This is a genomic window from Bacillus sp. EB106-08-02-XG196, from assembly GCF_013396335.1.
Lineage (GTDB): Bacteria > Bacillota > Bacilli > Bacillales > Cytobacillaceae > Neobacillus.
On record NZ_JABWSY010000018.1, the window covers coordinates 1 to 22,396 of the forward strand.

Here is a 22,396-nt window from a genome sequence, read left to right on the forward strand (position 1 = left end):
TTATATCAAATTAACGCGGTGAATCATTAAAGTTTATGAAAAAATAAAAGGCTGTCGAGAGTTTCTCGACAGCCTGAGGAATCATTCAAAAACGAATGATCCCTTTTTTTCATAATTTTCATCTGCTAGTTTTTAGTGTTACTTTAATTTTTGATCATATACAAAAACATTCGGCAAATAATTTGCAAATGTCGAGAACTTTTATTTAGGAAAACAATTATCGATAGTTGAAAGTCTCTTAGACCTTAACTTCATTTTTCCTTTATACTCATTGAGTTTAAGTTATTTTTTAAAAGACAATTACCTCAAATATATTAATAATAGGTTCGATGTAATTTTACAAAATTTTTTGTTCATATGTGATAAATTGGTAAAAGGTTAAGAATGGTACAAGAATATCTTTCATTTATCTACTACATTACTCATCGATTTTTCCCTTCAAATCATCATCAAGTACAATAGATTCGCATAATTGTTGTATAGAATCTAGTTCACACATTGGTTAGTAGAATACAAGCATCATTTTACAAATTGTATAATGTAATGATTTTTTACTGCCTGTAAAATGAAAATTAGATGCAGAATTTTCAGTAAATTAACTTTTAAATAAAGGAGGGTTTTTTATTGGAAAAAATACAGAGGATATCCAATACCAATCTGGACCTTAACTTTCAAGAAGTAGAACGTCCACTTACAAATCAAGAAGCATTGGAAGAATCAAATCGCTGCCTGTATTGTTATGATGCTCCTTGTATTAAGGCCTGTCCGACAGGCATTGATATCCCAACTTTTATAAAAAAAATTTCGACTGGAAACTTACTCGGCTCTGCCAAAACCATAATGACTTCCAATCCAGTTGGTGCGAGCTGCGCTAGAGTGTGTCCAACTGAGGAGCTGTGTGAAGGGGCTTGTGTCTTAAACCATTCGACAAAACCGATTATGATTGGAAACCTGCAGAGATATGCCACAGATTGGGCAATAAAAAATGAACAACCTCTTTTTCAGCCTGGAACAGCTAATGGTAAATCTGTTGCTGTTGTTGGCGGAGGACCCGCAGGACTTTCAGCAGCAAGAGAATTGGCCAGATTTGGATATGAGGTGACGATATTAGAAGCAGCAGAAAAAGCTGGCGGTTTAAATACTTATGGTATTGTCTCATTTAGGCTGCCACAGACAATTTCATATTGGGAAGTAGAACAGGTTGAAAAACTTAATGTAACAATTAAAACAAATACAAGGGTAGGAAAAGATGTATCCGCTAAGGAATTACTTCAAAATTTTGATTGCATCGTATTAGCTGTAGGTATGTCACATGTTCCTAACTTAGGAATAGAAGGAGAAGACCTAGACGGGGTCTACGATGCAATTGAGTTTGTCAAGGAAACAAAAAGTGGAAGATTATCGAAGGATTTTATCGGAAAACGGGCTGTTGTCATCGGTGCAGGAAATACCGCTATTGATGGTGCTACTTGTTCTGTACGATTGGGTGCAGAAAATGTAAAAATCTTATATCGCCGAACCGCAGAAGAAATGACTGCCTATGATTTTGAATATGAATTTGCTAAACAAGATGGTGTTGAATTTCGCTGGTTAACCGCACCAAATAGAATTATTGGTGATGAACATGGAAGAGTAACCGGGGTTGAATGTATCAAAATGAATCTTGGTGAGCCAGATGAAGACGGGCGCAGGAGACCGATTCCTGTTGAAGGATCTGAACATGTTTTACAAGTGGAGGCTGTCATCAAAGCTATCGGACAAACAAGGCATTTGGAACTAATTGAAGGTTTTGGACTACAGCATGATAATGGTGTGGTACAAGTAAATAAAGAAACCTATCAAACTTCTAATCCTAAAATATATGCTTGCGGTGATGTTGTTTTTGGAAAGGGCAAAGGAGACGCCATGGTGGTTACTGCAGCTCAACAAGGAAAACAAGCTGCCTATAGTATTCATAAGCAATTTGCGGCCGTGGAAACAGCACAGTAAATGGCCATATAAAAAGATATAAATATGTAAGCGCTTTCCAATACTAAAGCATTTCTACTTTAAAGGGGTGAATTCAATATGGCTGATTTGAGTATTAATCTTGCAGGGATAAAATCTCCGAATCCATTTTGGCTTGCTTCAGCACCTCCTACCAATTCAGGGTATCAAGTTCAGAGAGCCTTTGAAGCAGGTTGGGGCGGGGCAGTTTGGAAAACATTGGGTGACCCAATTTTGAATGTTTCCTCTAGGTTTGCTGCCATAAGTTTTAACGGACAACGGGTGGCAGGATTCAATAATATTGAATTGATAACCGACCGGCCATTAGAAGTGAATTTAAAAGAAATCTATGAAACCAAAAAAAGATTTCCTAACCATGCTATCATCGCATCCTTAATGATGGAACCAAAGCAAGAAAAGTGGCACGAATTAGTTAAGCGGGTTGAAGCTGTCGGAGTTGACGGTCTCGAATTAAACTTTGGCTGTCCGCATGGTATGGCTGAACGTGGTATGGGTTCTGCTTCTGGTCAAGTACCAGCACTTGTAGAGCGTCAGACCTATTGGGTAAAGGAAGTGGCAAAAACACCTGTTATCGTAAAATTAACGCCAAACATTACGGATATAACCGCTACTGCTGAAGCGGCATGTAATGGCGGTGCGGATGCCATCAGTATGATTAACACGATTAATAGTTTGATGGGGGTAGACCTTGATTCATGGAATACCATCCCGCATGTTGCAGGAAAGGGAGCACACGGAGGATATTGTGGTCCTGCTGTTAAACCGATTGCCCTTAATATGGTGGCGGAATGTGCACGTCATGCAAATATAAACGTCCCAATATCAGGAATTGGCGGAATCTCCAACTGGCAGGATGCCGTTGAATTCATGTTAATGGGTGCTACAGGCGTGCAAATTTGTACCGCTGCCATGCACCACGGATTCCGTATTGTCGAAGACATGATTGAAGGACTTAGCCATTATTTAGATGGTAAAGGTATAAGGTCAGTTTCTGAAATCATTGGAAAATCTGTTCCAAGGTATTCGGATTGGGGTAATTTAGACCTTAACTATAATATCGTCGCCAAAATCAATACGGATGTTTGTATCAACTGTAATAAGTGCCATATTGCCTGTGAGGATACATCTCATCAATGTATTGATAGGTTAACTGACGAGAACGGTAGAAGTTATCTAAAAGTTAGAGAGGAAGATTGTGTTGGCTGTAATCTATGTTCCATTGTCTGCCCGGTAGACGGGGCAATCGATATGGTCGAAGTGGCAAATGAATTACCACCGATGTCCTGGAATGAAAGACAGTCAACCTTGAATCTAGCAACAAAATGTAAGGTTGATAGTAACAAATGAGAAGGGAGAAATGGTATGAAAAAACTGATTAAAAATGGAACCATTGTAACTGCAGCAGATACCTTTACAGCAGAAATTCTAATAGAAGAAGGAAAAATCTCTCAAATTGGCAACAATCTTTCAGCAAATGGTGCTGAAGTTATCGACGCAAAGGGCTGTCTCATTTTTCCTGGGGGCATTGACCCTCATACCCATTTAGATATGCCTTTTGGAGGCACTGTGACAAAGGATGATTTCGAAACGGGCACCATTGCTGCAGCTTTTGGCGGAACGACAACCATAATAGATTTTTGCTTAACCAGTAAAGGTGACTCGTTAAAAAATGCAATTCAAACCTGGCATGCAAAATCAGAAGAAAAAGCTGTCATCGATTATGGTTTTCATTTAATGATTTCAGAAATCAATGAGAATGTTTTGAATGAGCTTCCTTTTGTAATTAACGAAGAAGGTATCACCTCTTTCAAGGTATTTATGGCTTACAAAAACGTTCTCCAAGCAGATGATGAAACGCTTTTCCGAACTCTTGTCTCAGCAAAGGAACATGGGGCACTTGTCATGGTCCATGCGGAAAATGGAGATGTAATTGATTATTTAACGAAAAAGGCGGTTGCAGAAGGAAACATAGCACCAATCTATCATGCCTTAACAAGACCGCCAGAATTAGAGGGGGAAGCGACTGGAAGAGCTGCAAAACTGACCGGGCTGGCAAACTCGCAATTATATGTCGTTCACGTTTCTTGTGCCGATGCGGTTGAAAAAATTGCCGAAGCGCGCAGCAGGGGCTTTGATGTTTGGGGTGAAACCTGCCCACAGTATTTAGTTCTTGATCAAAGCTACCTAGAAAGACCGAATTTTGAAGGTGCCAAATATGTCTGGTCACCTCCGTTACGAGAGAAATGGAATCAAGAGGTACTGTGGAATGCGTTAAAAAGCGGTCAGCTTCAAACGCTTGGATCTGATCAATGCTCGTTTGATTTTAAAGGCCAGAAGGATTTAGGCAGGGACGATTTTACTAAGATTCCAAATGGCGGGCCAATTATTGAAGATCGACTATCTATATTATTCTCTGAGGGGGTGAGGAAAGGACGAATAAGTCTTAATCAGTTTGTTGATCTTACATCCACAAGAGCCGCAAAATTATTTGGCTTATATCCGAAAAAAGGCAGTATTGCCGTTGGAGCAGACGCGGATATTGTCATTTTTGATCCACTGGCAGAGCGGGTTATTTCCGCTGAAACGCATCATATGGCCGTTGATTACAATGCCTTTGAAGGAATGAAAGTCACGGGAGAACCAGTTTCGGTTTTATCACGAGGTGAATTTGTCGTGCGTGATAAGCAGTTTGTAGGAAAACCAGGAACCGGCCAATATTTAAAGAGAGCCAAATACAATGGGTATACTCCAATAAACCAAAATGAAACCTTATCTATTTAGCAGCAATATATAGAATACAATTTTCTCCATTCATTGTTGAACGACTCCTGCAATTGCTTGCTTAGGCAGGCAATTGCACTTTAAAACCTCTGTCGAAAGTCGGTTATGTAAATATGGATGTTTACATTTTTGTATCTTAAACCGAAAAAGGAGTGTTCATATGAAAAAAAGCCACTTAAAGTCTTCTGATTTATTACCAATTCAACAAAAAGACAGGAAAGTCACAAAGTTAGGATATTCATTCATGTGGGTAGGGATGGTTGTGGTACTTGCTACCTTTGCCATTGGCGGTGCAGGGGTCCAAAGTCTCTCATTACCGCTAGTTATACTTGCAACGATTATTGGCTCACTCGCTATCGGATTTTTCATATCCTTAATTGCTGATATCGGCATCGAACATGGTTTGTCATTTCCTGTGTATATGCGAGCGCCATTTGGAACAATTGGAACCCACATTCCATCAATAACCAGGGGCATAACCGCTTCGGCTTGGTTTGGAATCAACACGTATTTTGGTGCGACAGCTATGAACGGCATTTTAAATATATTATCTGGGTTTGATAATTGGTTTGTCTGCTTCATTATTTTCGCAATTGTCCAATTGATTAATACTGCTTTAGGGATTAAGTCGATTGAAAGGTTCGCAGATTTAGCGGCACCAATTATTATCCTAATCGCTATTTGGATGTATTCCTCATTATCTGACCAAGCACAGGCTGCTGGAAGAGATGTTTGGAGCTGGGTAGAATCACCTGTTACTGGTGGTGCGGCGTTTACAGCTTTTATGGTGGTTATTTTTAGCAACATGGGATTCTGGGCAACATTGAGTGCGGATATTCCATCGATTTCACGCTTCATGAAAGCTCCAGTAAATGAAAAGAACTGGTTTAAGAGAAATAAAAGTTCTTTAATTGGAAACCTTGTCGCAATGCCAATCACACAAACTTTTATGATTGTAATTGGTGCAGTATCCTACATTGCAGTATTAAATGCTGACCCAGTAGTTGCCCTTCAAGAGTCAGCAAGCGGGATTGTCCTTGCCATTTTACTGTTGATGATTGTATTGGCCCAATGGTCAACGAATACTGCCGCAAATGTAGTACCTGCAGCAACTATTTTCTCCAATGTAGGCGGGCCGAAGTTTCCATTTTGGGCGGGTGTTATTACAGCAGGTATTGTAGGAACAATCGTCCAACCGTGGGAGTTATTTGGAGTCATCATTCCGATTCTTCTAATCGTAGGCGGTATATTGTCTGCAATCGTTGGAATTCTCTTTGCTGATTATTATTTAATCCGCAAAAGACGAGTGAATGTTCCAGAGCTATACGAAGACGATGGACAATTTAGATATTGGGGCGGCGTGAATCTTGCAGGCTTTATTGCTTGGATTATTGGCGGTTATATCTCCTATTTATTCCCGGCGTATGGTTTTTTAGTAGGGTTCGTACTTGGAGCGGCTATATATTATGTGCTTGCAAAATTCTGGTGGTTTAAGAGGTATCAACAGGCTGAACTTGAGGATCCGAGTGATGATAAATATCTAGGAATCTCAGTTGGACGTGATTGGATCATTGAAGAAGAATTTGAGTCTGTCATAGAGGAAGCGCCTGCCAATTTAAATTTTGATTAATGAAAATTTCTTATTTGTAGGAGGGTACAATGTCGGATTATCAACAATATCTTAATGAAAGAGATAAGCTCGATTTTTTCACTCAGAAGGGTTTTCGAATTAATGCTGTACATGAGCATTTAGATGGTGCTTCGGTTGAATTTTACCATCCAACAAGTAAAGAAAAAGAAACATTGCTTATTGGAACCGCAAATGCAAGAAAGTATTTTTCGAGTTTACTCATTAAACAGAATTTGGGGATAAAGTGAGTGTAGATTGATGGGGATTGGTAGCTTATACCAATCCTTTTTGAGAATTTGTTTCTTTGTAGAGGAGTAATAGGATGAATGATCATTTACCATTAACGGTTTCAGATATATTATCTCGGAAGCATTTTGAACAAGCAATCATGATTGCTGGGGAAGAGGGTCTAAATCGGATTGTAAAATGGGTTCATGTTGTCGAAGTCACCAATATTCGTAATCTCTTAAATGGGGATGAGCTGATTTTATCAACTGGTGTTGCCTGGAAAGGAAATGAGGACCTATTTGTTTCCATTCTGAACCAACTGATTGAAATACATGCAGCAGGTCTTTGTATTGAGATGGGAACTTATTTGTCAGAGATTCCAGCTGAAGCGATTAGGATTGCCAATCAGAATAATTTTCCCATTGTCATTTTTCAAAAAGAAGTTCCATTCGTTGAAATTACCCAGGATATTCATACCATGATTATTCACAAACAATATAGGAAGATTAGTGACTTGAGAAAATTATTTATTGAAGAAAAGAAGAGGGCAGAAGAAAATGAGTGGCTCCAAGGCTGGTTAGAGGGCGAGCATACTTTAGACAGTATTCATGATTATTTACACGGATATGGGATTAAACTGAAATCACCTGAAGCTGTGGTTTTATTAGCCAAGGTGCACACGTTTAAGGAGAAATCGAATCAGGATGTTACGTATATAAAGTTATTATTTCAATCTGTTTTTGAACAAAATGGCTTTGCGATATTTTCTGTTGAAAAAAGAAATGAACTGATTGTTATTCTTTTAAATAATAGGCCTAATAAAAATGTTAAGGAGCGAATAAAAAAAGCAATTGAGGCTATTGAAGACTCAGAGTTTCTGAGGAAGAAGAACACATCCAAAATATTTATGGCAGCAGGTAAATTTGTTGATCGGTTAACAGATATTCATAAGAGCAGTCTAACTGCAAAAGAAACCCTCCGAATCCAACAGGAAATGGCTAAGGAAAAAACCTATTTTTATGAAGATTTACATTTATATCGACTTATTTCTCAAATGAGCAGGCATATGGATTTACAAGAACTTGTCATGGAATATCTTCAACCAGTCATTCATCATGATCAAACGTATAATAGCAAGCTATTAGAGACCTTAAAAGTATATTTAGAGTGTAATGGGTCAAAGCAAGAAACAGCCAATAAGCTCTTTATTGTCAGACAAACTCTATACCACCGTCTCCAAAAGTTAGAGAATCTTCTAGGTAAGGATTTTATGAATCATGAAAAACGAGTTGCATTTGAGTTCATGCTGCTTGTTAAGGATTATTTATCGCCCCATATCTTGGAAAGTAAAAAACAATTGATGGAATAACAATACAAAGTGTTCATTTTGTGGAAGAAAAAGTAATGGTTACCTTACAGAATGTCTAATGAACAACTTTCTATAATAATAGATAATTAATTTAAAAGGTTTAGCTATTTGAGTTTATTGATGGAGGGAAACGTATGAGCGTGACCAAAAAAGATACAACACTGCTACAGAATTTTATTAATGGTGCATGGGTAAGTTCAAGCAGTAATCAGACCCTTAATGTGCCGAATCCAGCAACAAATGAATTACTTACAAAAGTGCCTGTTTCTACGAGAGAGGATGTGAACTTAGCTGTAGCAGCCGCAAAAGAAGCGTTTAACAAGTGGAAGAAGGTTCCCGTTCCGAAACGGGCACGTATCCTCTTTAAATATCACAGTCTATTAAGTGATAACCATGAAGCGCTGGCAAAATTAATCGTTTTGGAAAATGGTAAGGCATACAAAGAGGCTTATGGAGAAGTGCAGCGTGGAATTGAGTGTGTAGAGTTTGCTTCAGGAGCACCGACTCTGATGATGGGGGAAACCTTATCAGGTATCGCAGAGGAAATCGATTCCGAAATGTTCCGTTATCCATTAGGGGTTGTCGGAGGAATCACTCCGTTTAACTTTCCAATGATGGTTCCACTTTGGATGTTCCCATTAGCGATAGCTTGCGGAAATGCCTTTGTATTAAAGCCATCTGAGCGTACGCCGATCTTGGCTAATAGACTAGCAGAATTGTTCTCTGAAGCTGGTGCCCCTCCTGGTGTATTGAATGTGGTCCATGGTGCTCATGATGTCGTTAATGGATTACTTGACCATGAAGACATTGCTGCAATCTCGTTTGTGGGCTCCCAGCCGGTTGCTAAGTATGTATACGAACGGGCAGCCTCCAAAGGAAAAAGAGTTCAAGCCCTTTCCGGAGCCAAAAACCATCATATTGTTATGCCTGATGCCGATTTGGATAAGGCGGTCCAGCATATTATTTCTTCAACATTTGGAAGTGCGGGGCAGCGCTGTATGGCATGCAGTGCGGTGGTGGTTGTCGGGGACAATCAGACATTCGTTAAGGCATTAACGAAAAAAGCAGATGAGTTGATTATCGGAAACGGGATGGATGACGAGGTGTTATTAACTCCCGTTATTAGAAAGGAACATCGTGATAAGGTACTCGGATATATTGAAAAAGGGGTGCTTGAGGGCGCTGATTTAATTCGCGATGGACGCAGAGAAATGAGTGGCCATTCGGAAGGGAATTTCTTAGGACCAACCATTTTCGATCATGTTACTCCAGAAATGACGATCGCCAAGGATGAAATATTTGCCCCGGTATTAAGTCTGCTGCGAGCGAGTGATTTAGACGAGGGATTGGAGTATATACGCAAATCGAGATATGGCAATGGAGCGACGATTTATACCAATAATGCAAAAGCAATCAGGCAATTCCGTGAAGAAGCGGATGCGGGTATGTTAGGTATCAACGTAGGTGTTCCTGCGACAATGGCATTCTTTCCCTTCTCAGGCTGGAAGGATTCCTTTTATGGCGATCTTCATGTGAACGGTAAAGACGGTTTAAACTTTTATACACGTAAAAAAATGATTACATCACGGTTTGATGGATAGAAAAGGAGGGGCTGACATGGTTCAAACGGGTCGTCCACATGAAGAATTACTTGCGCAAGATGATAAATATGTATGGCATTCTATGAAGCCTTATAATCCTAATGCAACCATCGTGGCAACAAAGGCTGAGGGGTCTTGGGTAAGTGACGCGGATGGGAAGCGATATTTAGATGCAATGGCTGGACTATGGTGCGTGAATGTAGGTTATGGAAGAAAAGAGCTTGCAGATGCAGCATATGAACAACTTAAGGAAATGGCTTATTTTCCCCTAACTCAAAGCCATATCCCAGCCATTAAGCTTGCTGAAAAGTTAAATGAATTGCTTGGTGATGAATATGTAATCTTTTTCTCAAACAGCGGTTCTGAAGCCAATGAAACCGCCTTTAAAATCGTCCGTCAATATCATCAGCAAAGAGGGGAATTTAACCGTTACAAAATACTTTCGCGCTACCGTGCCTATCACGGGAATTCGATGGGAGCTTTGGCGGCAACAGGTCAGGCACAAAGAAAGTATAAATACGAGCCTTTAGCTCCCGGTTTTATTCATGTAGCTCCGCCTGATTCCTACCGCGACGATACGAATGTAAAGGATCCGATGGAACTTTCATCAGTAAAAGAAATCGACCGGACCATGACGTGGGAACTGAGTGAAACGATAGCCGCAATGATAATGGAACCGATTATTACCGGCGGGGGAATCCTAGTTCCACCTGACGGTTACATGAAGGCAGCCAAACAGGTTTGCGAAAACCACGGTGCTCTCTTAATTGTAGATGAAGTTATCTGTGGGTTTGGTCGAACTGGAAAGCCATTTGGCTTTATGAACTATGATGTAAAGCCTGACATCATCACAATGGCTAAAGGCATTACAAGTGCGTATTTACCGCTTTCAGCTACAGCTGTTCGGAAAGAAATTTATGAAGCCTTTAAGGGTACAGAAGAATATGATTACTTCCGTCACGTTAACACCTTTGGAGGTAATCCGGCAGCTTGCGCCTTAGCATTAAAGAACCTAGAGATTATGGAAAATGAAAATTTATTTGACCGTTCTCGTGACCTTGGGAATAAGGTAGTAAATGAGTTAACAAATCTTCTTCAAAATCATCCATTTGTCGGTGATGTCCGCGGTAAAGGTCTATTAATTGGAATTGAATTAGTCAAGGATAAGAAAACAAAGGAACCTTTAGATGCTGCTCTAGTTAATCAAGTAATTGCTTCATGTAAGCAGGAAGGGTTATTAATTGGTAAAAACGGGGCAACAGTGGCGGGGTACAATAATGTATTAGCCCTATCACCTCCTTTAAATATCGAACTGAAAGATATACAATTCATTATCAAAACGGTTAGTGATTCAATTAATAAAATCAAATAAGAATAAAGAAGTCCTTAGTGCTGAAAAAACACTTAGGACTTCTTTAAGTTTATTTTTGCATCGTAAACATGCTATAGTAGATTCACCATTTATGGTTGTAATTTATAAGAAGCTTTTTTATTAGAAGGATGAGAAAATGACGAAGACTGTAATGAATATTAAAGAATGGCAGCAGGCACTACATAATGAAATGATCTACTTAAAAAAATATGGCAGCAACAAATACAGAGTAACAAGTGGCAGATTACTATCCAAAGATGGTACGTTTACCTATTACTTCGACACTGCTTTCTCATTAAAAGTTCCAGTTGGATCTTCCATCACACTTGTATGGGGAGGAATAAAGCAGGGTGGACGAGTCCTTTCATCCGAGGGAAAGGGAATAATTGTTCAATTAGAGCAATCGCTAGGTGATTTAATCCCGGAAGCGTATATTTATCATGATCCTTGGGAGCTGCTTGAACAGCTCGTTGAACGTTTAGATGAAATAAACGAAAGTAAGCAAAAACGAGTAAGAGTCAATCGATTAATGAACCCCTCGATGCCCGCAAAGCATCCTGAAGAAAAGATAAAAAGCAATGTTCATGAACTGGTATTACGTTCAAAGTACAACCCCGTCACTTTTGTTTGGGGACCCCCTGGGACCGGTAAAACGTATACATTAGCACGAGTTGCGGCTAATAAATATTTCCAAGATAAAACGGTCCTTATCCTTTCACACAGTAACCAGGCAGTTGACGTATTAATAAGAGAAATTTCAGGATTCATAAAAAAGAAGGACCGGTTTCGCGAAGGTGACGTGCTTCGTTACGGATATAATACGGGTGTGGCAGAAGACAGCAAAGAAGCGCTTACGACCAGTCAGCTTCTCAAGAAGCAAGAACACAGTCTTGTTGAAGATAAAGAAGCTTTAGTGGAAGAACGGAAGAATTTAAAACAGGATTTAGCACGTTCCTTTAGTAAACGGGACTCCAATCAGTTATTGGAGCTCGAGAAAAAGCTTGCAAGAGTGTTAGAAAAAATCCGCCAAAAGGAAATAGAGTTTGTAAAGGATGCATTGGTGGTGGGTTCCACACTGGCTAAAGCTGCCAGTGATCCCGCTATTTATGGCCGTGAATTTGACGTAGTCATTCTTGATGAAGCAAGTATGGCCTACGTACCACAGGCTGCTTTTGCTGCTGCACTTGGTAAAAGAGTAATCATTTGTGGAGATTTTAAACAATTACCACCGATTGCCTCCTCTCGGGACTCACTTGTAACAAAATGGTTAAAAGAGGATGTTTTTCATCGAGCGGGTGTGGTGGATTGGGTTGAGGCTGGAAAACTTCATCCGCACTTATTTTTATTAAAAGAACAGCGGAGGATGCACCCAGATATCTCAGCTTTTACCAATCAATACATTTATCATTCTCTAGTTGGCGACCATGCAAGTGTCCATAGCAGTAGAAATCAGATAGTAGAAAAATGTCCTTTTCCAGGACGTGCGTCAATCCTATTAGATACAAGCTATATGGGCGCATTTTCTTTAACGGAAAAAAGCTCTAATTCTAGATCAAATATCTGGCAGGCGCTGATTTCCTTTCAATTAATTCATGAAACCTACCTAGGCGGCGCTAGGTCTATTGGATATGTAACCCCCTACAGAGCGCAAGCAAATATAATGGACCTCCTACTGCAGGATTTATATCAAACAGAAGTGTTATCTGCAGATATTGTTTCTGCAACTGTTCACCGCTTTCAAGGCAGTGAGAGAGATGTTATGATTTTCGATACAGTTGATTCTAACCCACAGGAACGTGCAGGGATGCTATTAACTGGAATTGACAGTGAACGGCTTATCAATGTTGCTATCACGAGAACAAAGGGGAAATTTATTCATGTTGGTAATATCGCGTTTATCCGTAAGCATGTCTATAATAGGAAAACGATTAGACAACTAGTTGAACATCAAGAAAAACATCAACAAAGTGTTAGGACAAAGGATATTGGCACTTGGATAAAAAATCAGCTTCCTAAATTACAATGGATACATGCACTAAAATTAGAAAAGGTCCTCAAGGACATAGAAAATGCAAGGACTTCCATCATTATTTCCTTGCCTGTAAATATTGTCTTACCTGAATCATGGGTAAATGTTTTAGTTAATCGGCATCACACCGCAACGCTTATCGTAATTTCTGAAAAGCCCTGGCCAGAATTACAGCCAGATTCTTGGCAGGAGGAAGGATACACCTTCCCGTTTATCCTCATGGATCAGCATATTCTCTGGCTCGGATTTCCGTTAGGAAGAGGAAAAGGTCTGCAGCCCCCCTATATCGCAGCAAGATTAAATTCAGAAAAGATATGTGATTATTTGATTGGACAGTTAGTAACAAATGACTTATAGAACAAAAACAAAACGTAAAAATGAAATTTAAGTATTCAAAAAACACCCTTGACATTTCAGTCTTTTCTATAGATAATAAATAAAATTACAAATTGTTAATGGTATGGGATTAGTAAACTTGGAAACGTGAAAGAGAGTGAAACCCAAAGGCTGTAAGGTTTCTCACGGGAAAAAGATTGAACCTGCCCTATCAAGCCGCTTATGTAAACATAAGCCGTTTTCCCTCGTTACGGAGTTAAGTGGATGCTAAAAGCATCAATGAAGGTGGTACCGCGGAAACGATTCTTCCGTCCTTTTTATAGGGACAGAAGAGTCGTTTTTTTATTTTTTATAAGAGGGGTAAGAGTAGGATGAAGAAACAACTCGTGGTTGTAAAAATAGGAAGCAGCTCGCTAACAACAGCATCAGGCACGATATCTGAAGAAAAAATCCGTGATCACATCGAGGCACTTTCCCATTTAAAAGAACAAGGGCACGATGTCATTCTCATCTCATCCGGTGCAATAGCAGCAGGGTTTGGAGCACTTGGGTATCCGGCTCGACCAAAAAGTACAGCAGGAAAGCAGGCAGCTGCAGCAGTTGGACAGGGACTATTAATGCAGCATTATATTTTACAATTTAAAGAGTTTGGTATTGTACCTGCTCAAATTCTACTAACTAGAGAGGATTTTTATAGTCTGGAGCGGTTTCACAATCTATACAGCACGATATCTGAACTGTTACAAAGGGGCGTTTTACCGATTATTAACGAAAACGACTCGGTCTCGATTGAGGAATTGACCTTTGGTGACAATGATATGCTCTCAGCGCTCGTAAGCGGGTTTTTGCATGCAAATGCTCTAATCATCTTAACCGATGTAAATGGGCTATATAACGGTAATCCCAAAGTAGTAAAGGACGCAAAGAAGTATGATTTTATCCCAAGGGTTTATGAAGAACTCCTTGAAGAGGCAGGAGAAAGTGGTTCTTCGGTCGGAACAGGTGGAATGAAATCAAAGCTGTTAGCAGCGAAAAAAGCTCTATCCTTCGGTGTCAGCGTCTTTGTCGGGAAGGGGCAGGGGAAGGAAAAGCTTTCGAGCATTTTAGAGGGCAAAGGAGACGGGACCTATATTGGCGGCTCCTTCGAAACCCAAATGCAAATGAAAAAGCAATGGATTGCTTTCCATTCTCAAACCGCTGGCATTGTTGAGATTGATGAAGGGGCAGAAGCAGCCATTGTTACAAATGGAAAAAGTCTGCTGCCAGTTGGCGTTACGAACGTTATCGGTGAATTTAATGCAATGGATGTTGTCGAGGTACACAATCAAAGAGGGGAATTAATAGGTAAAGGTCAAATCTATTATTCTGCAAAAAATTTACAAATGGTAAAAGGCTTACCTGGAGAAAAGACGAAAAACTTTTCAATCAATAAACGTGCAGAGGCGATTCATCGTAATAACTGGGTTAGTCTGCAGTGAAATGAGGTCTAGTATGAGTGAATTATTAGTAAAGGCTAAGAAGTTAAGGTCAGCCTCTAAGGTACTTTCTATTCTTTCAACGGAAGAAAAAAATGAAGCCTTAGCGAAAATGGCAGACCGATTATTGAGAGAGAAGGAATGGATCGTAACAGAAAATGCGAAGGATATTCGAGCGGGAGAGGAAAAAGGATTTACCCCTTCTTTATTAGATCGGTTATTGCTAACAGAAGAGAGAATACAACAGATCGTTGAAGGGATTCATCAGTTAATTAAACTCGAAGATCCTATCGGGGAAACCATTGAGGCTTGGGAGCGTCCAAATGGTTTACAGATTCATACTGTGCGGGTTCCGCTCGGTGTCATCGGCATGGTGTATGAGGCTCGTCCGAATGTAACGGTAGATGCAGGGAGCCTTTGTTTAAAGGCGGGAAATGCTGTTCTTTTAAGGGGAAGTACCTCCGCTATTCATTCTAATAAGGCACTTGTAAAGGTTATGCGTGAGGCTCTTGCTGATAGTAAAATCCCAGCTGATGCTGTTCAGCTGCTCGAGGATACAAGCAGGGAAACGGCAGCGCAAATGTTTAAACTAAATCAATATCTTGATGTGCTGATTCCCCGTGGAGGTGCCGGTTTAATTCAATCCGTGATCGAAAATGCAACTGTCCCTGTACTTGAAACAGGTGTTGGCAATTGTCATGTTTTTATTGATGAAACTGCTCAAAAGCAAATGGCCATCGATATTGCTATTAATGCAAAAATGCACCGTGTCTCTGTTTGTAATGCAGCTGAGACCCTGCTTATTCATGAAAGTTGGCCGTATGTTTCCGAAATACTACATTCTCTTAACGAAAAGGGAGTAGAACTCCGTGGTGACGAAGTGCTAGCAGCACAATATCCATTCATAAAAAGTGCAATGGAAGAGGATTGGAGTACAGAATTTTTAGCGCCAATTTTAGCAGTGAAATTGGTTAAAGATGTGAAGGAAGCCATACATCATATTGACACGTATGGTACAAAGCATTCTGAAGCCATCATAAGTGAACAAGATAATAATGTACGGGTATTCTTACAGGCGGTGGATGCGGCTGTTGTCTATCACAACGCCTCAACTCGTTTTACTGACGGGGAACAATTCGGTTATGGGGCGGAAATTGGCATTAGTACACAAAAACTTCATGCACGAGGACCAATGGGGCTACGAGCTATTACGACCTCAAAGGCAATTGTGCAGGGAACAGGACAAATCCGTTCGTAATAAATAGTAGAGAACAAGTTCATTCTTGTTCTCTATTTTTTTTATGAAAGGGGCATTTTGATAATGTTGTTTCATCGTCACGGAGGAAATATTGTTTCCATTCATAGTTATCTTTTTGCCCATACGTGTTTAGATTAGGATGAATCGAAATGGAATCATAATTAGTTAATCTGTCTCTTATTTTTGCTTTTATTTTTTCAGCCTGTAAGGGTGATGATGTGAATTTTTCTAGTACCCATCTAGGCGTAATCGCTAGCATGAAATAGGGGAAATGGCGGCTATTTCGATTAATGTGCGAAGGAGTCGCGCAGTACATAAAGTATTGTTCGCCGTGAAAGCAAAATTCCCACAAGCTTTGCATTGGATTGGCAGGAATATGCCGCGGCCATTCCACTTCATCGATTTTGCTGAGTTGAATCAGTTGTTCCCAAAACAACTGTTCAAATTGTTCTACTGAGGGATTCCTGGCTCTTTCTGAAGAAGGCTCGTAAAAAATGACTAATGATGTATAGGTGCCAATAGATTTATAAATACTCGAGTAATCCTTTAACACAGCTGCCAATTCTTTGGATGTTATTGATTTTTCTGGATTTGATACAAATCCAAAGCAAATTTGGTTCAATTGGTATCCCAATGTCGCTGGAATACATGGAAAAGGTTTTTCTTTATCCATCATTTTCAAATCGAATTTGTTAATGGCATCTTTTTTCCAGGATTCAAGCTCCATATAGTGAACGTTTTCCTTAGTAACTAAATACATATCCTTACTCCTCTCCACATTAGATTATGCGAGAGTAGAATTTCGAGTGAGTGTCCCAAAATGCTTGGGATTCTGTTATAATTTATACAAACATATATTCTGATTTTGAGCAGGTGATATTCTTGGCAAATACCATTCAAATAGCGGTTAGAACACTCGTGGAACATGTTTATAGCAGTGGAAGTATTGATTCTAGATTCAGGTCACAGTCCACGATGTTAGAGGGAACGAGAATTCACCAAAAAATCCAACGTACCTATCAAGAATCTGATCAAAAGGAGGTCTATCTTCGAGCAGACTTTCCCATCAAGGACCTTATTTTTTCAATTGATGGAAGATGCGATGGATTATTGTACCGGGATGGAGAAGTGATTATCGATGAAATTAAATCAACTTCTCAGCACTTAGAATATCTTGGAGATGACGGCCTTCCCGTCCATTGGGCTCAAGCTAAAATGTACGCGTATATATATGCAAAGGATCAACATTTACAGGAGATGTCTGTACAGCTTACATATGTTCAGGAAGTAGCAGAGAGCTATTATCCCTATGCAAAATTACTGCATGATCATCGGAAAGAACGAAATGAGAGCAGTAAACAATTGGTTTTTCCATTTGAAACCTACCGTTCTGGCCAAAGGAAATTAGCTGGTGGTGTTTATAAGACTATTTCTGATGAAAAGAGTTTGTTTGTAAAAGCACCAACTGGGATTGGAAAGACAATATCCACCTTGTTCCCAGCACTCAAAGCGATTGGAGAAGGGCACGTAAATCGAATATTTTATCTTACCGCTAAGACCATAACACGGACTACCGCGGAAGAGGCGGTCGGCCGAATGGAGTCCTGCGGGCTTTGTTTGAAATATGTTACGATTACAGCCAAAGACAAGGTTTGCTTTAAGGATGAAACAAAATGTCAAAAGGATTATTGTGAATTTGCTGATGGGTATTATGATCGAATAAATGAGGCCATTTTAGATATCGCAGCCAATGAAAACTGTATGAATCGTGAGGAAATTGAAAACTATGCGCGTAAACATACCGTTTGTCCATTTGAATTCTCTCTTGATCTTGCATATGTTGCTGATGCTGTCATTTGTGATTACAATTATATTTTTGACCCGCGTGTATCATTAAAGCGCCTGTTCGAAGAGCAAAAGAAGTCCACACTTTTATTAATTGATGAAGCACATAATCTAGTTGATCGTGGTAGAGAGATGTTCTCTGCCTCACTTAACAAAGAGTTATTTCTTCAATTGAAAAAGGAGTTTAAGACTGTCAATAAAGTAATTTATGAGAGTGTTTCAAAAATCAATTCTTGGTTTATTTCTTTGAAAAAGACCGGCAGTGAGTTGAATGAATTTACCTTAGAGCAGTTAGACGAAGAATTGGTACTGCTGCTGAATCATTTTAAAGAAGAAGCCGAAATCGTTTTATTAAAAGAAACTTCTCCTACCCTTCTGGAGCTGTACTTCCAGGTGAATTCTTTCTTGAAAATAGTTGATTTACTCGATGATCACTATGTTATCTATGGAGAAAAGAACAAAAACGATGTAACCCTAAAGCTATTTTGTATTGATCCATCAAAATTGCTTCAGAAAATGGGAAAAGGCTATCGCTCGAAGGTGTTTTTTTCAGCAACACTTTCACCTCTTTCTTATTATCAGGATATTCTTGGCGGTCAAGATGAGGATTATTTACTTTCGATACCTTCGCCATTTAAAGAGGAACAGACGGATATTTTTATAAAGCCGTTGTCGACTAGATATCGTGACCGAGAGAGAACGAAGCCAGCCATTGTAACCATGATTCATTCCTTAGTTCAAAATCGGCCAGGAAATTATTTAATCTTTTTCCCTTCCTATCAATATTTGCTTGCTGTATATGATGAGTTTATTAAAGAATTTCCAGAGACTAATACCTTGCTTCAAGGTGCAGGAATGTCTGAGGAGGAAAGGGAAGAATTTTTGAAAAAGTTCAAACCCAATCAACCTGAGACATTAATTGGATTCGCCGTTCTTGGCGGAGTCTTTTCAGAAGGAGTGGATTTAAAGGGTGATCGCTTAAATGGTGTGGTGGTTGTGGGTGTAGGTCTTCCACAGCTTTGTTATGAACGGAATCTTATTAAAGATCATTTTAACAAAAAGGAAAGAAACGGTTATGACTATGCCTATGTTTATCCCGGTATGAATAAAGTGTTACAGGCTGGCGGGAGATTAATTCGTTCTGAAGAGGACCATGGGACCATTGTTTTGGTAGATGATCGATTTCTGCAAAGACAATATCAAGACCTCCTTCCTCAAGAATGGAGAAGTTTTGTTGTCATTTAATTTCCGATGTTAGATAGGTTTATCAACCAAAGTATATGTTTGACTATTTACTCTAACTTTTATAAAATTAGACTATATAATCTAACTTTGTGATAAAGGAGTAAAATATGAACTATCCTATCTCAATCTTTATTCTCGATGTCAGTAACTCTTCGTCTGGTGACATGGGAGATAAATTGACTAATTACTTAGATGAGTTGGTATGCTGGCTTAACGTTTGGTCTGAGAAAATCGGTCATGTTAAAGTAAAGCACAGAGCGGGCGATGAGATCATCTTTGCTGGTTATGGATATTCCACTGCCTACATTTTGGCCTTTTTTATAAGCAGGATTTGGAAATACCGTGATCATCCGCCATATATTGGCTTGTCTTTTGGTGATAGTGACAAAGAGTTAGAGGAAGTAGATATAGAGAAGTGGATCCATCCCTTAATCAAACAGGCAAGGTATGCGAATGATTTATTGAAGGAGGAACAAGTAAGACCTTTATTTAAGTTTGAACTTGATCAATTTTATCAAAATCCAGGTTTTCAGTATAATCAGTTTCGGTCAGAGTTTGAAATATTAATAAATTCATTATTAAGTGTCCAGTTAATCATGATGAAGGGTCAAACACAAATTCAGGAGCAGGTTTGTACATTTTACCTTATTTTGGAGCAGCAAAAAGCAGTAGGAAAACTGCTCGGGAAAACGGCACCAACTATCTCTAGCCATTATAAAAAAGGGAAAAGTGAAGAAATACTAACTGTTTTTTATCAATTGATTACCATCCTTGACTCTCTACAGGAAAAATCTTATCGTGATAATCCGGTAAAACAACAAGCTTTAAGTTCAGCATTAATGGAATCAATTAGAAATCATTTAAAAATAAATTTGATAAAGCAATGACCCAATAGAGAGGAGTATTCATGTTATTATTTTGCCTTATTCTCGCCCATCTCATTGCAGACTTTTATCTGCAAACAGATGAAATGGTAAAGGATAAAATCAATTATATTAAGAAACATATCGGCCACCATTTTCTGATGAATGGACTAGTGCTGATTGTCTTTTACATGTTTAATAATAAAGAAATCGGTATTATTAACAACCTAATTATCCTATTACTATTTATCGGTATTAGCCATTATTTCATTGATTTTCTAAAAATTAAGCTCCAGAATACCATCAAATTTAGTAACGAAGAAAACTTAAATCAGGTAAGTTTCTTTATTATTGATCAACTGCTGCATCTAGTTTGTATTTTGCTTGCTGGGCAGTTCTTTTTAGGGATAGATCTTGCAGGAATTCATAAATTTTTTCTGGATGGGGAAAAATTGAGCACCGTAAACGCTGTGTTATTCACCCTTATCGTGATTATTTTCGCAACGACTGTAAGCGGGTATTTAATAAAGATTCTTTTAGGCTCTTTGCCTAATCAGCTATTAACCTTCGAAGGTAAATATACGTTTAAAAATGAAAGACAAGAAGCTCTATATACAAAGAATTATAATGGGAATAGGGCGTTGGCTGAGGAATACAACTATACGATTTTTGGCAAGCATGATCTTTCACGTGGGAAATTAATTGGCTATCTTGAGAGATTACTAGTTTTAGTTTTAACCTTTTACAGTGCTTATCCAGCGATTGGCTTTATCGTAGCTGCCAAGTCCATTGCGCGGTTCAAACAAATGGATGACCGGAACTGGGCAGAGTACTTTCTATTGGGTACACTTACATCGATGTTCATAGGAATTACCCTTGGTATCCTGTTGCGGGAAGTTTTAACGTAGACACCACTGATTATTAGAAGAGTGGTGTCTTTTTGTTGGTTTGGACTTTTTATGTCATAATAACTGGAAGGAGGAGGGAAGTATTATGCGTTTAGAAGGTAAGAAAGTTGTTAGTCTTGTCCATCATGATTTTGAAGATCTTGAGCTATGGTATCCAATACTCAGATTAAGAGAAGAGGGAGCCGTTGTTCACTTAGCGGGTGAAAAGGCGGGGGAAGAGTACATAGGAAAATATGGTGTTCCGGCTAAATCAGATTACTCCTATAGTGATATCAAAGGGGAGGATTACGATGCCATTTTGGTGCCAGGAGGCTGGGCACCAGATAAGATTCGCCGCTTTCCTGAAGTACTTTCACTGCTTCAGCATTTCGAAGAAAAGCACAAGCCGATTGGACAAATCTGCCATGCTGGCTGGGTATTAATTTCGGCAAAAATTTTGCAGGGTAAAAAGGTAACTAGTACGCCTGGAATTAGGGATGATATGGAAAATGCGGGTGCAACCTGGTATGATGAACCGGTTGTGGTTGATGGACACCTCGTCTCTAGCAGACGACCGCCAGATTTACCAGATTATTTGCGGGAGTTTATTAAGGTAATCGAGCAAAAATAAGTGATCTCTAGGCATTTTTTTCAGCTTTTTTAGAGATACTGATTGAATGAAATGCTTATTCTTAAAATGAGAGGGAGAATATAACATGGCTAATATTGAAGTAGGCGAAGTGTTTACGATTAGTGATGAAACAGAGCAGGAGCAGGAAGTAGAAGTACTGGCTTCCATCAATATAGAGGGTACCAATTATGTGGCGGTAGGATTTGTCGAAGATATTAAAGAGGAAACAGAAGACGACATTGATATTTTCTTTCTAAAAGTCGACGAGGATGGAGATTTAATGGCCATCGAAAGCGATGAGGAATTTGATAAAGTTTCTACTGCTTTTGATGAGATTATGGATGATGAAGAGTAAATATTCAGATAAAAAGCTGGCAGCTGCCAGCTTTTTATCTGAATATTAGTTTACATTGGAGAAGTCCCAACAAAAGCCCCATTAATGAAAACATTCACTGATGGAATTCCATCTTGGTCAATAAATGGAACACCAATCATAGTCACTCCTTCAGCAGGTAATATTACCTCTATCGTTTTTGCTCCATTCCACTTGTAACCACTACTAATTAATTCAGCTTTTTTTGACTTAAACTCATTGGTACTAATGAATGACGCAACGATTTTATTTCTTTCTACACCTGTTAGAGGTTCTAGCTCATGACAGGTACAATCGTCAGCTGGTTCTTCGGCCTGTACAGGATTCCCTGGACCTACAAACATCAATAAAACAATTAAACTAGTACAAAGTAAGGTTAATATCTTCTTCATTTATTCTCCTCCTTTTTTTGGTCTACTTATATATTCCTTTATTTATCGACAATTTCCTGCAAATATTTTGAATA

General features: G+C 39.1%; 18 protein-coding genes. 16 read left to right on the forward strand and 2 right to left on the reverse strand.

Translation table 11 applies throughout. The features are described from left to right. The first annotated feature begins 624 nt into the window (after positions 1-624). The 11 genes from MLOOGBEN_RS23590 to MLOOGBEN_RS23640 all read left to right on the forward strand — a co-directional run bounded on the left by MLOOGBEN_RS23590 (position 625) and on the right by MLOOGBEN_RS23640 (position 16,086). Positions 625-1,989 (forward strand): NAD(P)-dependent oxidoreductase, encoded by a 1,365-nt coding sequence (locus MLOOGBEN_RS23590; protein WP_218781309.1) that lies wholly within the window; start codon positions 625-627, stop codon positions 1,987-1,989. 78 nt (positions 1,990-2,067) lie between these two features. After that, entirely contained in the window at positions 2,068-3,354 is a 1,287-nt protein-coding gene (gene preA, locus MLOOGBEN_RS23595; protein WP_179160735.1) for an NAD-dependent dihydropyrimidine dehydrogenase subunit PreA, read from the forward strand. 15 nt (positions 3,355-3,369) lie between these two features. Continuing rightward, positions 3,370-4,788, forward strand: a complete 1,419-nt coding sequence (gene hydA / locus MLOOGBEN_RS23600) for a dihydropyrimidinase (RefSeq protein WP_179160736.1) — start codon at positions 3,370-3,372, stop codon at positions 4,786-4,788. A 160-nt stretch (positions 4,789-4,948) separates the two neighbouring features. After that, positions 4,949-6,418, forward strand: coding sequence for an NCS1 family transporter (locus MLOOGBEN_RS23605; protein ID WP_179160737.1), 1,470 nt, complete (start codon positions 4,949-4,951; stop codon positions 6,416-6,418). A 29-nt stretch (positions 6,419-6,447) separates the two neighbouring features. Then, the gene (locus MLOOGBEN_RS23610; RefSeq protein ID WP_179160738.1) at positions 6,448-6,666 is read left to right on the forward strand and encodes a hypothetical protein; all 219 of its coding nucleotides are present in this window, start codon (positions 6,448-6,450) and stop codon (positions 6,664-6,666) included. A gap of 74 nt (positions 6,667-6,740) precedes the next feature. After that, positions 6,741-8,015 carry a PucR family transcriptional regulator gene (locus MLOOGBEN_RS23615; protein WP_179160739.1) on the forward strand — a complete coding sequence of 425 codons (1,275 nt, stop codon included), beginning with the start codon at positions 6,741-6,743 and terminating at the stop codon, positions 8,013-8,015. A gap of 134 nt (positions 8,016-8,149) precedes the next feature. After that, the gene (locus tag MLOOGBEN_RS23620) at positions 8,150-9,616 is read left to right on the forward strand and encodes a CoA-acylating methylmalonate-semialdehyde dehydrogenase (RefSeq protein ID WP_179160740.1); all 1,467 of its coding nucleotides are present in this window, start codon (positions 8,150-8,152) and stop codon (positions 9,614-9,616) included. A gap of 16 nt (positions 9,617-9,632) precedes the next feature. Further along, on the forward strand, positions 9,633-10,988 hold the full coding sequence (locus tag MLOOGBEN_RS23625) for an aspartate aminotransferase family protein (RefSeq protein ID WP_179160741.1): 1,356 nt from the start codon (positions 9,633-9,635) through the stop codon (positions 10,986-10,988). Positions 10,989-11,124: 136 nt separating this feature from the next. Further along, on the forward strand, positions 11,125-13,374 hold the full coding sequence (locus MLOOGBEN_RS23630; RefSeq protein WP_179160742.1) for a DEAD/DEAH box helicase: 2,250 nt from the start codon (positions 11,125-11,127) through the stop codon (positions 13,372-13,374). Positions 13,375-13,724: 350 nt separating this feature from the next. After that, on the forward strand, positions 13,725-14,831 hold the full coding sequence (gene proB, locus MLOOGBEN_RS23635; RefSeq protein WP_179160743.1) for a glutamate 5-kinase: 1,107 nt from the start codon (positions 13,725-13,727) through the stop codon (positions 14,829-14,831). Between the two features lie 13 nt (positions 14,832-14,844). Then, complete coding sequence (locus MLOOGBEN_RS23640) at positions 14,845-16,086, forward strand: glutamate-5-semialdehyde dehydrogenase (protein ID WP_179160744.1); 1,242 nt, start codon at positions 14,845-14,847, stop codon at positions 16,084-16,086. A gap of 19 nt (positions 16,087-16,105) precedes the next feature. On the opposite strand, the gene MLOOGBEN_RS23645 is transcribed toward MLOOGBEN_RS23640, so the two are convergent. Further along, complete coding sequence (locus MLOOGBEN_RS23645; protein ID WP_179160745.1) at positions 16,106-16,846, reverse strand: YqcI/YcgG family protein; 741 nt, start codon at positions 16,844-16,846, stop codon at positions 16,106-16,108. Positions 16,847-16,968: 122 nt separating this feature from the next. Between MLOOGBEN_RS23645 and MLOOGBEN_RS23650 the strand changes: the two genes are divergently transcribed. The 5 genes from MLOOGBEN_RS23650 (at position 16,969) to MLOOGBEN_RS23670 (ending at position 21,912) form a co-directional block, all read left to right on the forward strand. Continuing rightward, a complete protein-coding gene (locus tag MLOOGBEN_RS23650; protein ID WP_179160746.1) occupies positions 16,969-19,176 on the forward strand; it encodes a helicase C-terminal domain-containing protein in 2,208 nt (735 codons plus the stop codon). Positions 19,177-19,283: 107 nt separating this feature from the next. Further along, a complete protein-coding gene (locus MLOOGBEN_RS23655; RefSeq protein ID WP_179160747.1) occupies positions 19,284-20,063 on the forward strand; it encodes a hypothetical protein in 780 nt (259 codons plus the stop codon). 20 nt (positions 20,064-20,083) lie between these two features. Further along, the gene (locus tag MLOOGBEN_RS23660; RefSeq protein ID WP_179160748.1) at positions 20,084-20,947 is read left to right on the forward strand and encodes a DUF3307 domain-containing protein; all 864 of its coding nucleotides are present in this window, start codon (positions 20,084-20,086) and stop codon (positions 20,945-20,947) included. An 85-nt stretch (positions 20,948-21,032) separates the two neighbouring features. Further along, positions 21,033-21,557, forward strand: coding sequence for a type 1 glutamine amidotransferase domain-containing protein (locus MLOOGBEN_RS23665; RefSeq protein ID WP_179160749.1), 525 nt, complete (start codon positions 21,033-21,035; stop codon positions 21,555-21,557). An 85-nt stretch (positions 21,558-21,642) separates the two neighbouring features. Further along, the gene (locus MLOOGBEN_RS23670; RefSeq protein WP_179160750.1) at positions 21,643-21,912 is read left to right on the forward strand and encodes a DUF1292 domain-containing protein; all 270 of its coding nucleotides are present in this window, start codon (positions 21,643-21,645) and stop codon (positions 21,910-21,912) included. 50 nt (positions 21,913-21,962) lie between these two features. On the opposite strand, the gene MLOOGBEN_RS23675 is transcribed toward MLOOGBEN_RS23670, so the two are convergent. Beyond that, on the reverse strand, positions 21,963-22,322 hold the full coding sequence (locus MLOOGBEN_RS23675; RefSeq protein WP_179160751.1) for a hypothetical protein: 360 nt from the start codon (positions 22,320-22,322) through the stop codon (positions 21,963-21,965). Positions 22,323-22,396: the final 74 nt, after the last annotated feature.

Bases quoted from the DNA above. Each gene is read 5' to 3' on its own strand.
- MLOOGBEN_RS23665 (WP_179160749.1), top strand. From the start codon at position 21,033: ATGCGTTTAGAAGGTAAGAAAGTTGTTAGTCTTGTCCATCATGATTTT.
- MLOOGBEN_RS23660 (WP_179160748.1), top strand. From the start codon at position 20,084: ATGTTATTATTTTGCCTTATTCTCGCCCATCTCATTGCAGACTTTTAT.
- MLOOGBEN_RS23625 (WP_179160741.1), top strand. From the start codon at position 9,633: ATGGTTCAAACGGGTCGTCCACATGAAGAATTACTTGCGCAAGATGAT.
- MLOOGBEN_RS23610 (WP_179160738.1), top strand. From the start codon at position 6,448: ATGTCGGATTATCAACAATATCTTAATGAAAGAGATAAGCTCGATTTT.
- MLOOGBEN_RS23640 (WP_179160744.1), top strand. From the start codon at position 14,845: ATGAGTGAATTATTAGTAAAGGCTAAGAAGTTAAGGTCAGCCTCTAAG.
- MLOOGBEN_RS23645 (WP_179160745.1), bottom strand. From the start codon at position 16,846: ATGTATTTAGTTACTAAGGAAAACGTTCACTATATGGAGCTTGAATCC.
- MLOOGBEN_RS23605 (WP_179160737.1), top strand. From the start codon at position 4,949: ATGAAAAAAAGCCACTTAAAGTCTTCTGATTTATTACCAATTCAACAA.
- MLOOGBEN_RS23675 (WP_179160751.1), bottom strand. From the start codon at position 22,322: ATGAAGAAGATATTAACCTTACTTTGTACTAGTTTAATTGTTTTATTG.
- MLOOGBEN_RS23620 (WP_179160740.1), top strand. From the start codon at position 8,150: ATGAGCGTGACCAAAAAAGATACAACACTGCTACAGAATTTTATTAAT.
- MLOOGBEN_RS23615 (WP_179160739.1), top strand. From the start codon at position 6,741: ATGAATGATCATTTACCATTAACGGTTTCAGATATATTATCTCGGAAG.
- preA (WP_179160735.1), top strand. From the start codon at position 2,068: ATGGCTGATTTGAGTATTAATCTTGCAGGGATAAAATCTCCGAATCCA.
- proB (WP_179160743.1), top strand. From the start codon at position 13,725: ATGAAGAAACAACTCGTGGTTGTAAAAATAGGAAGCAGCTCGCTAACA.
- MLOOGBEN_RS23670 (WP_179160750.1), top strand. From the start codon at position 21,643: ATGGCTAATATTGAAGTAGGCGAAGTGTTTACGATTAGTGATGAAACA.
- hydA (WP_179160736.1), top strand. From the start codon at position 3,370: ATGAAAAAACTGATTAAAAATGGAACCATTGTAACTGCAGCAGATACC.
- MLOOGBEN_RS23655 (WP_179160747.1), top strand. From the start codon at position 19,284: ATGAACTATCCTATCTCAATCTTTATTCTCGATGTCAGTAACTCTTCG.
- MLOOGBEN_RS23630 (WP_179160742.1), top strand. From the start codon at position 11,125: ATGACGAAGACTGTAATGAATATTAAAGAATGGCAGCAGGCACTACAT.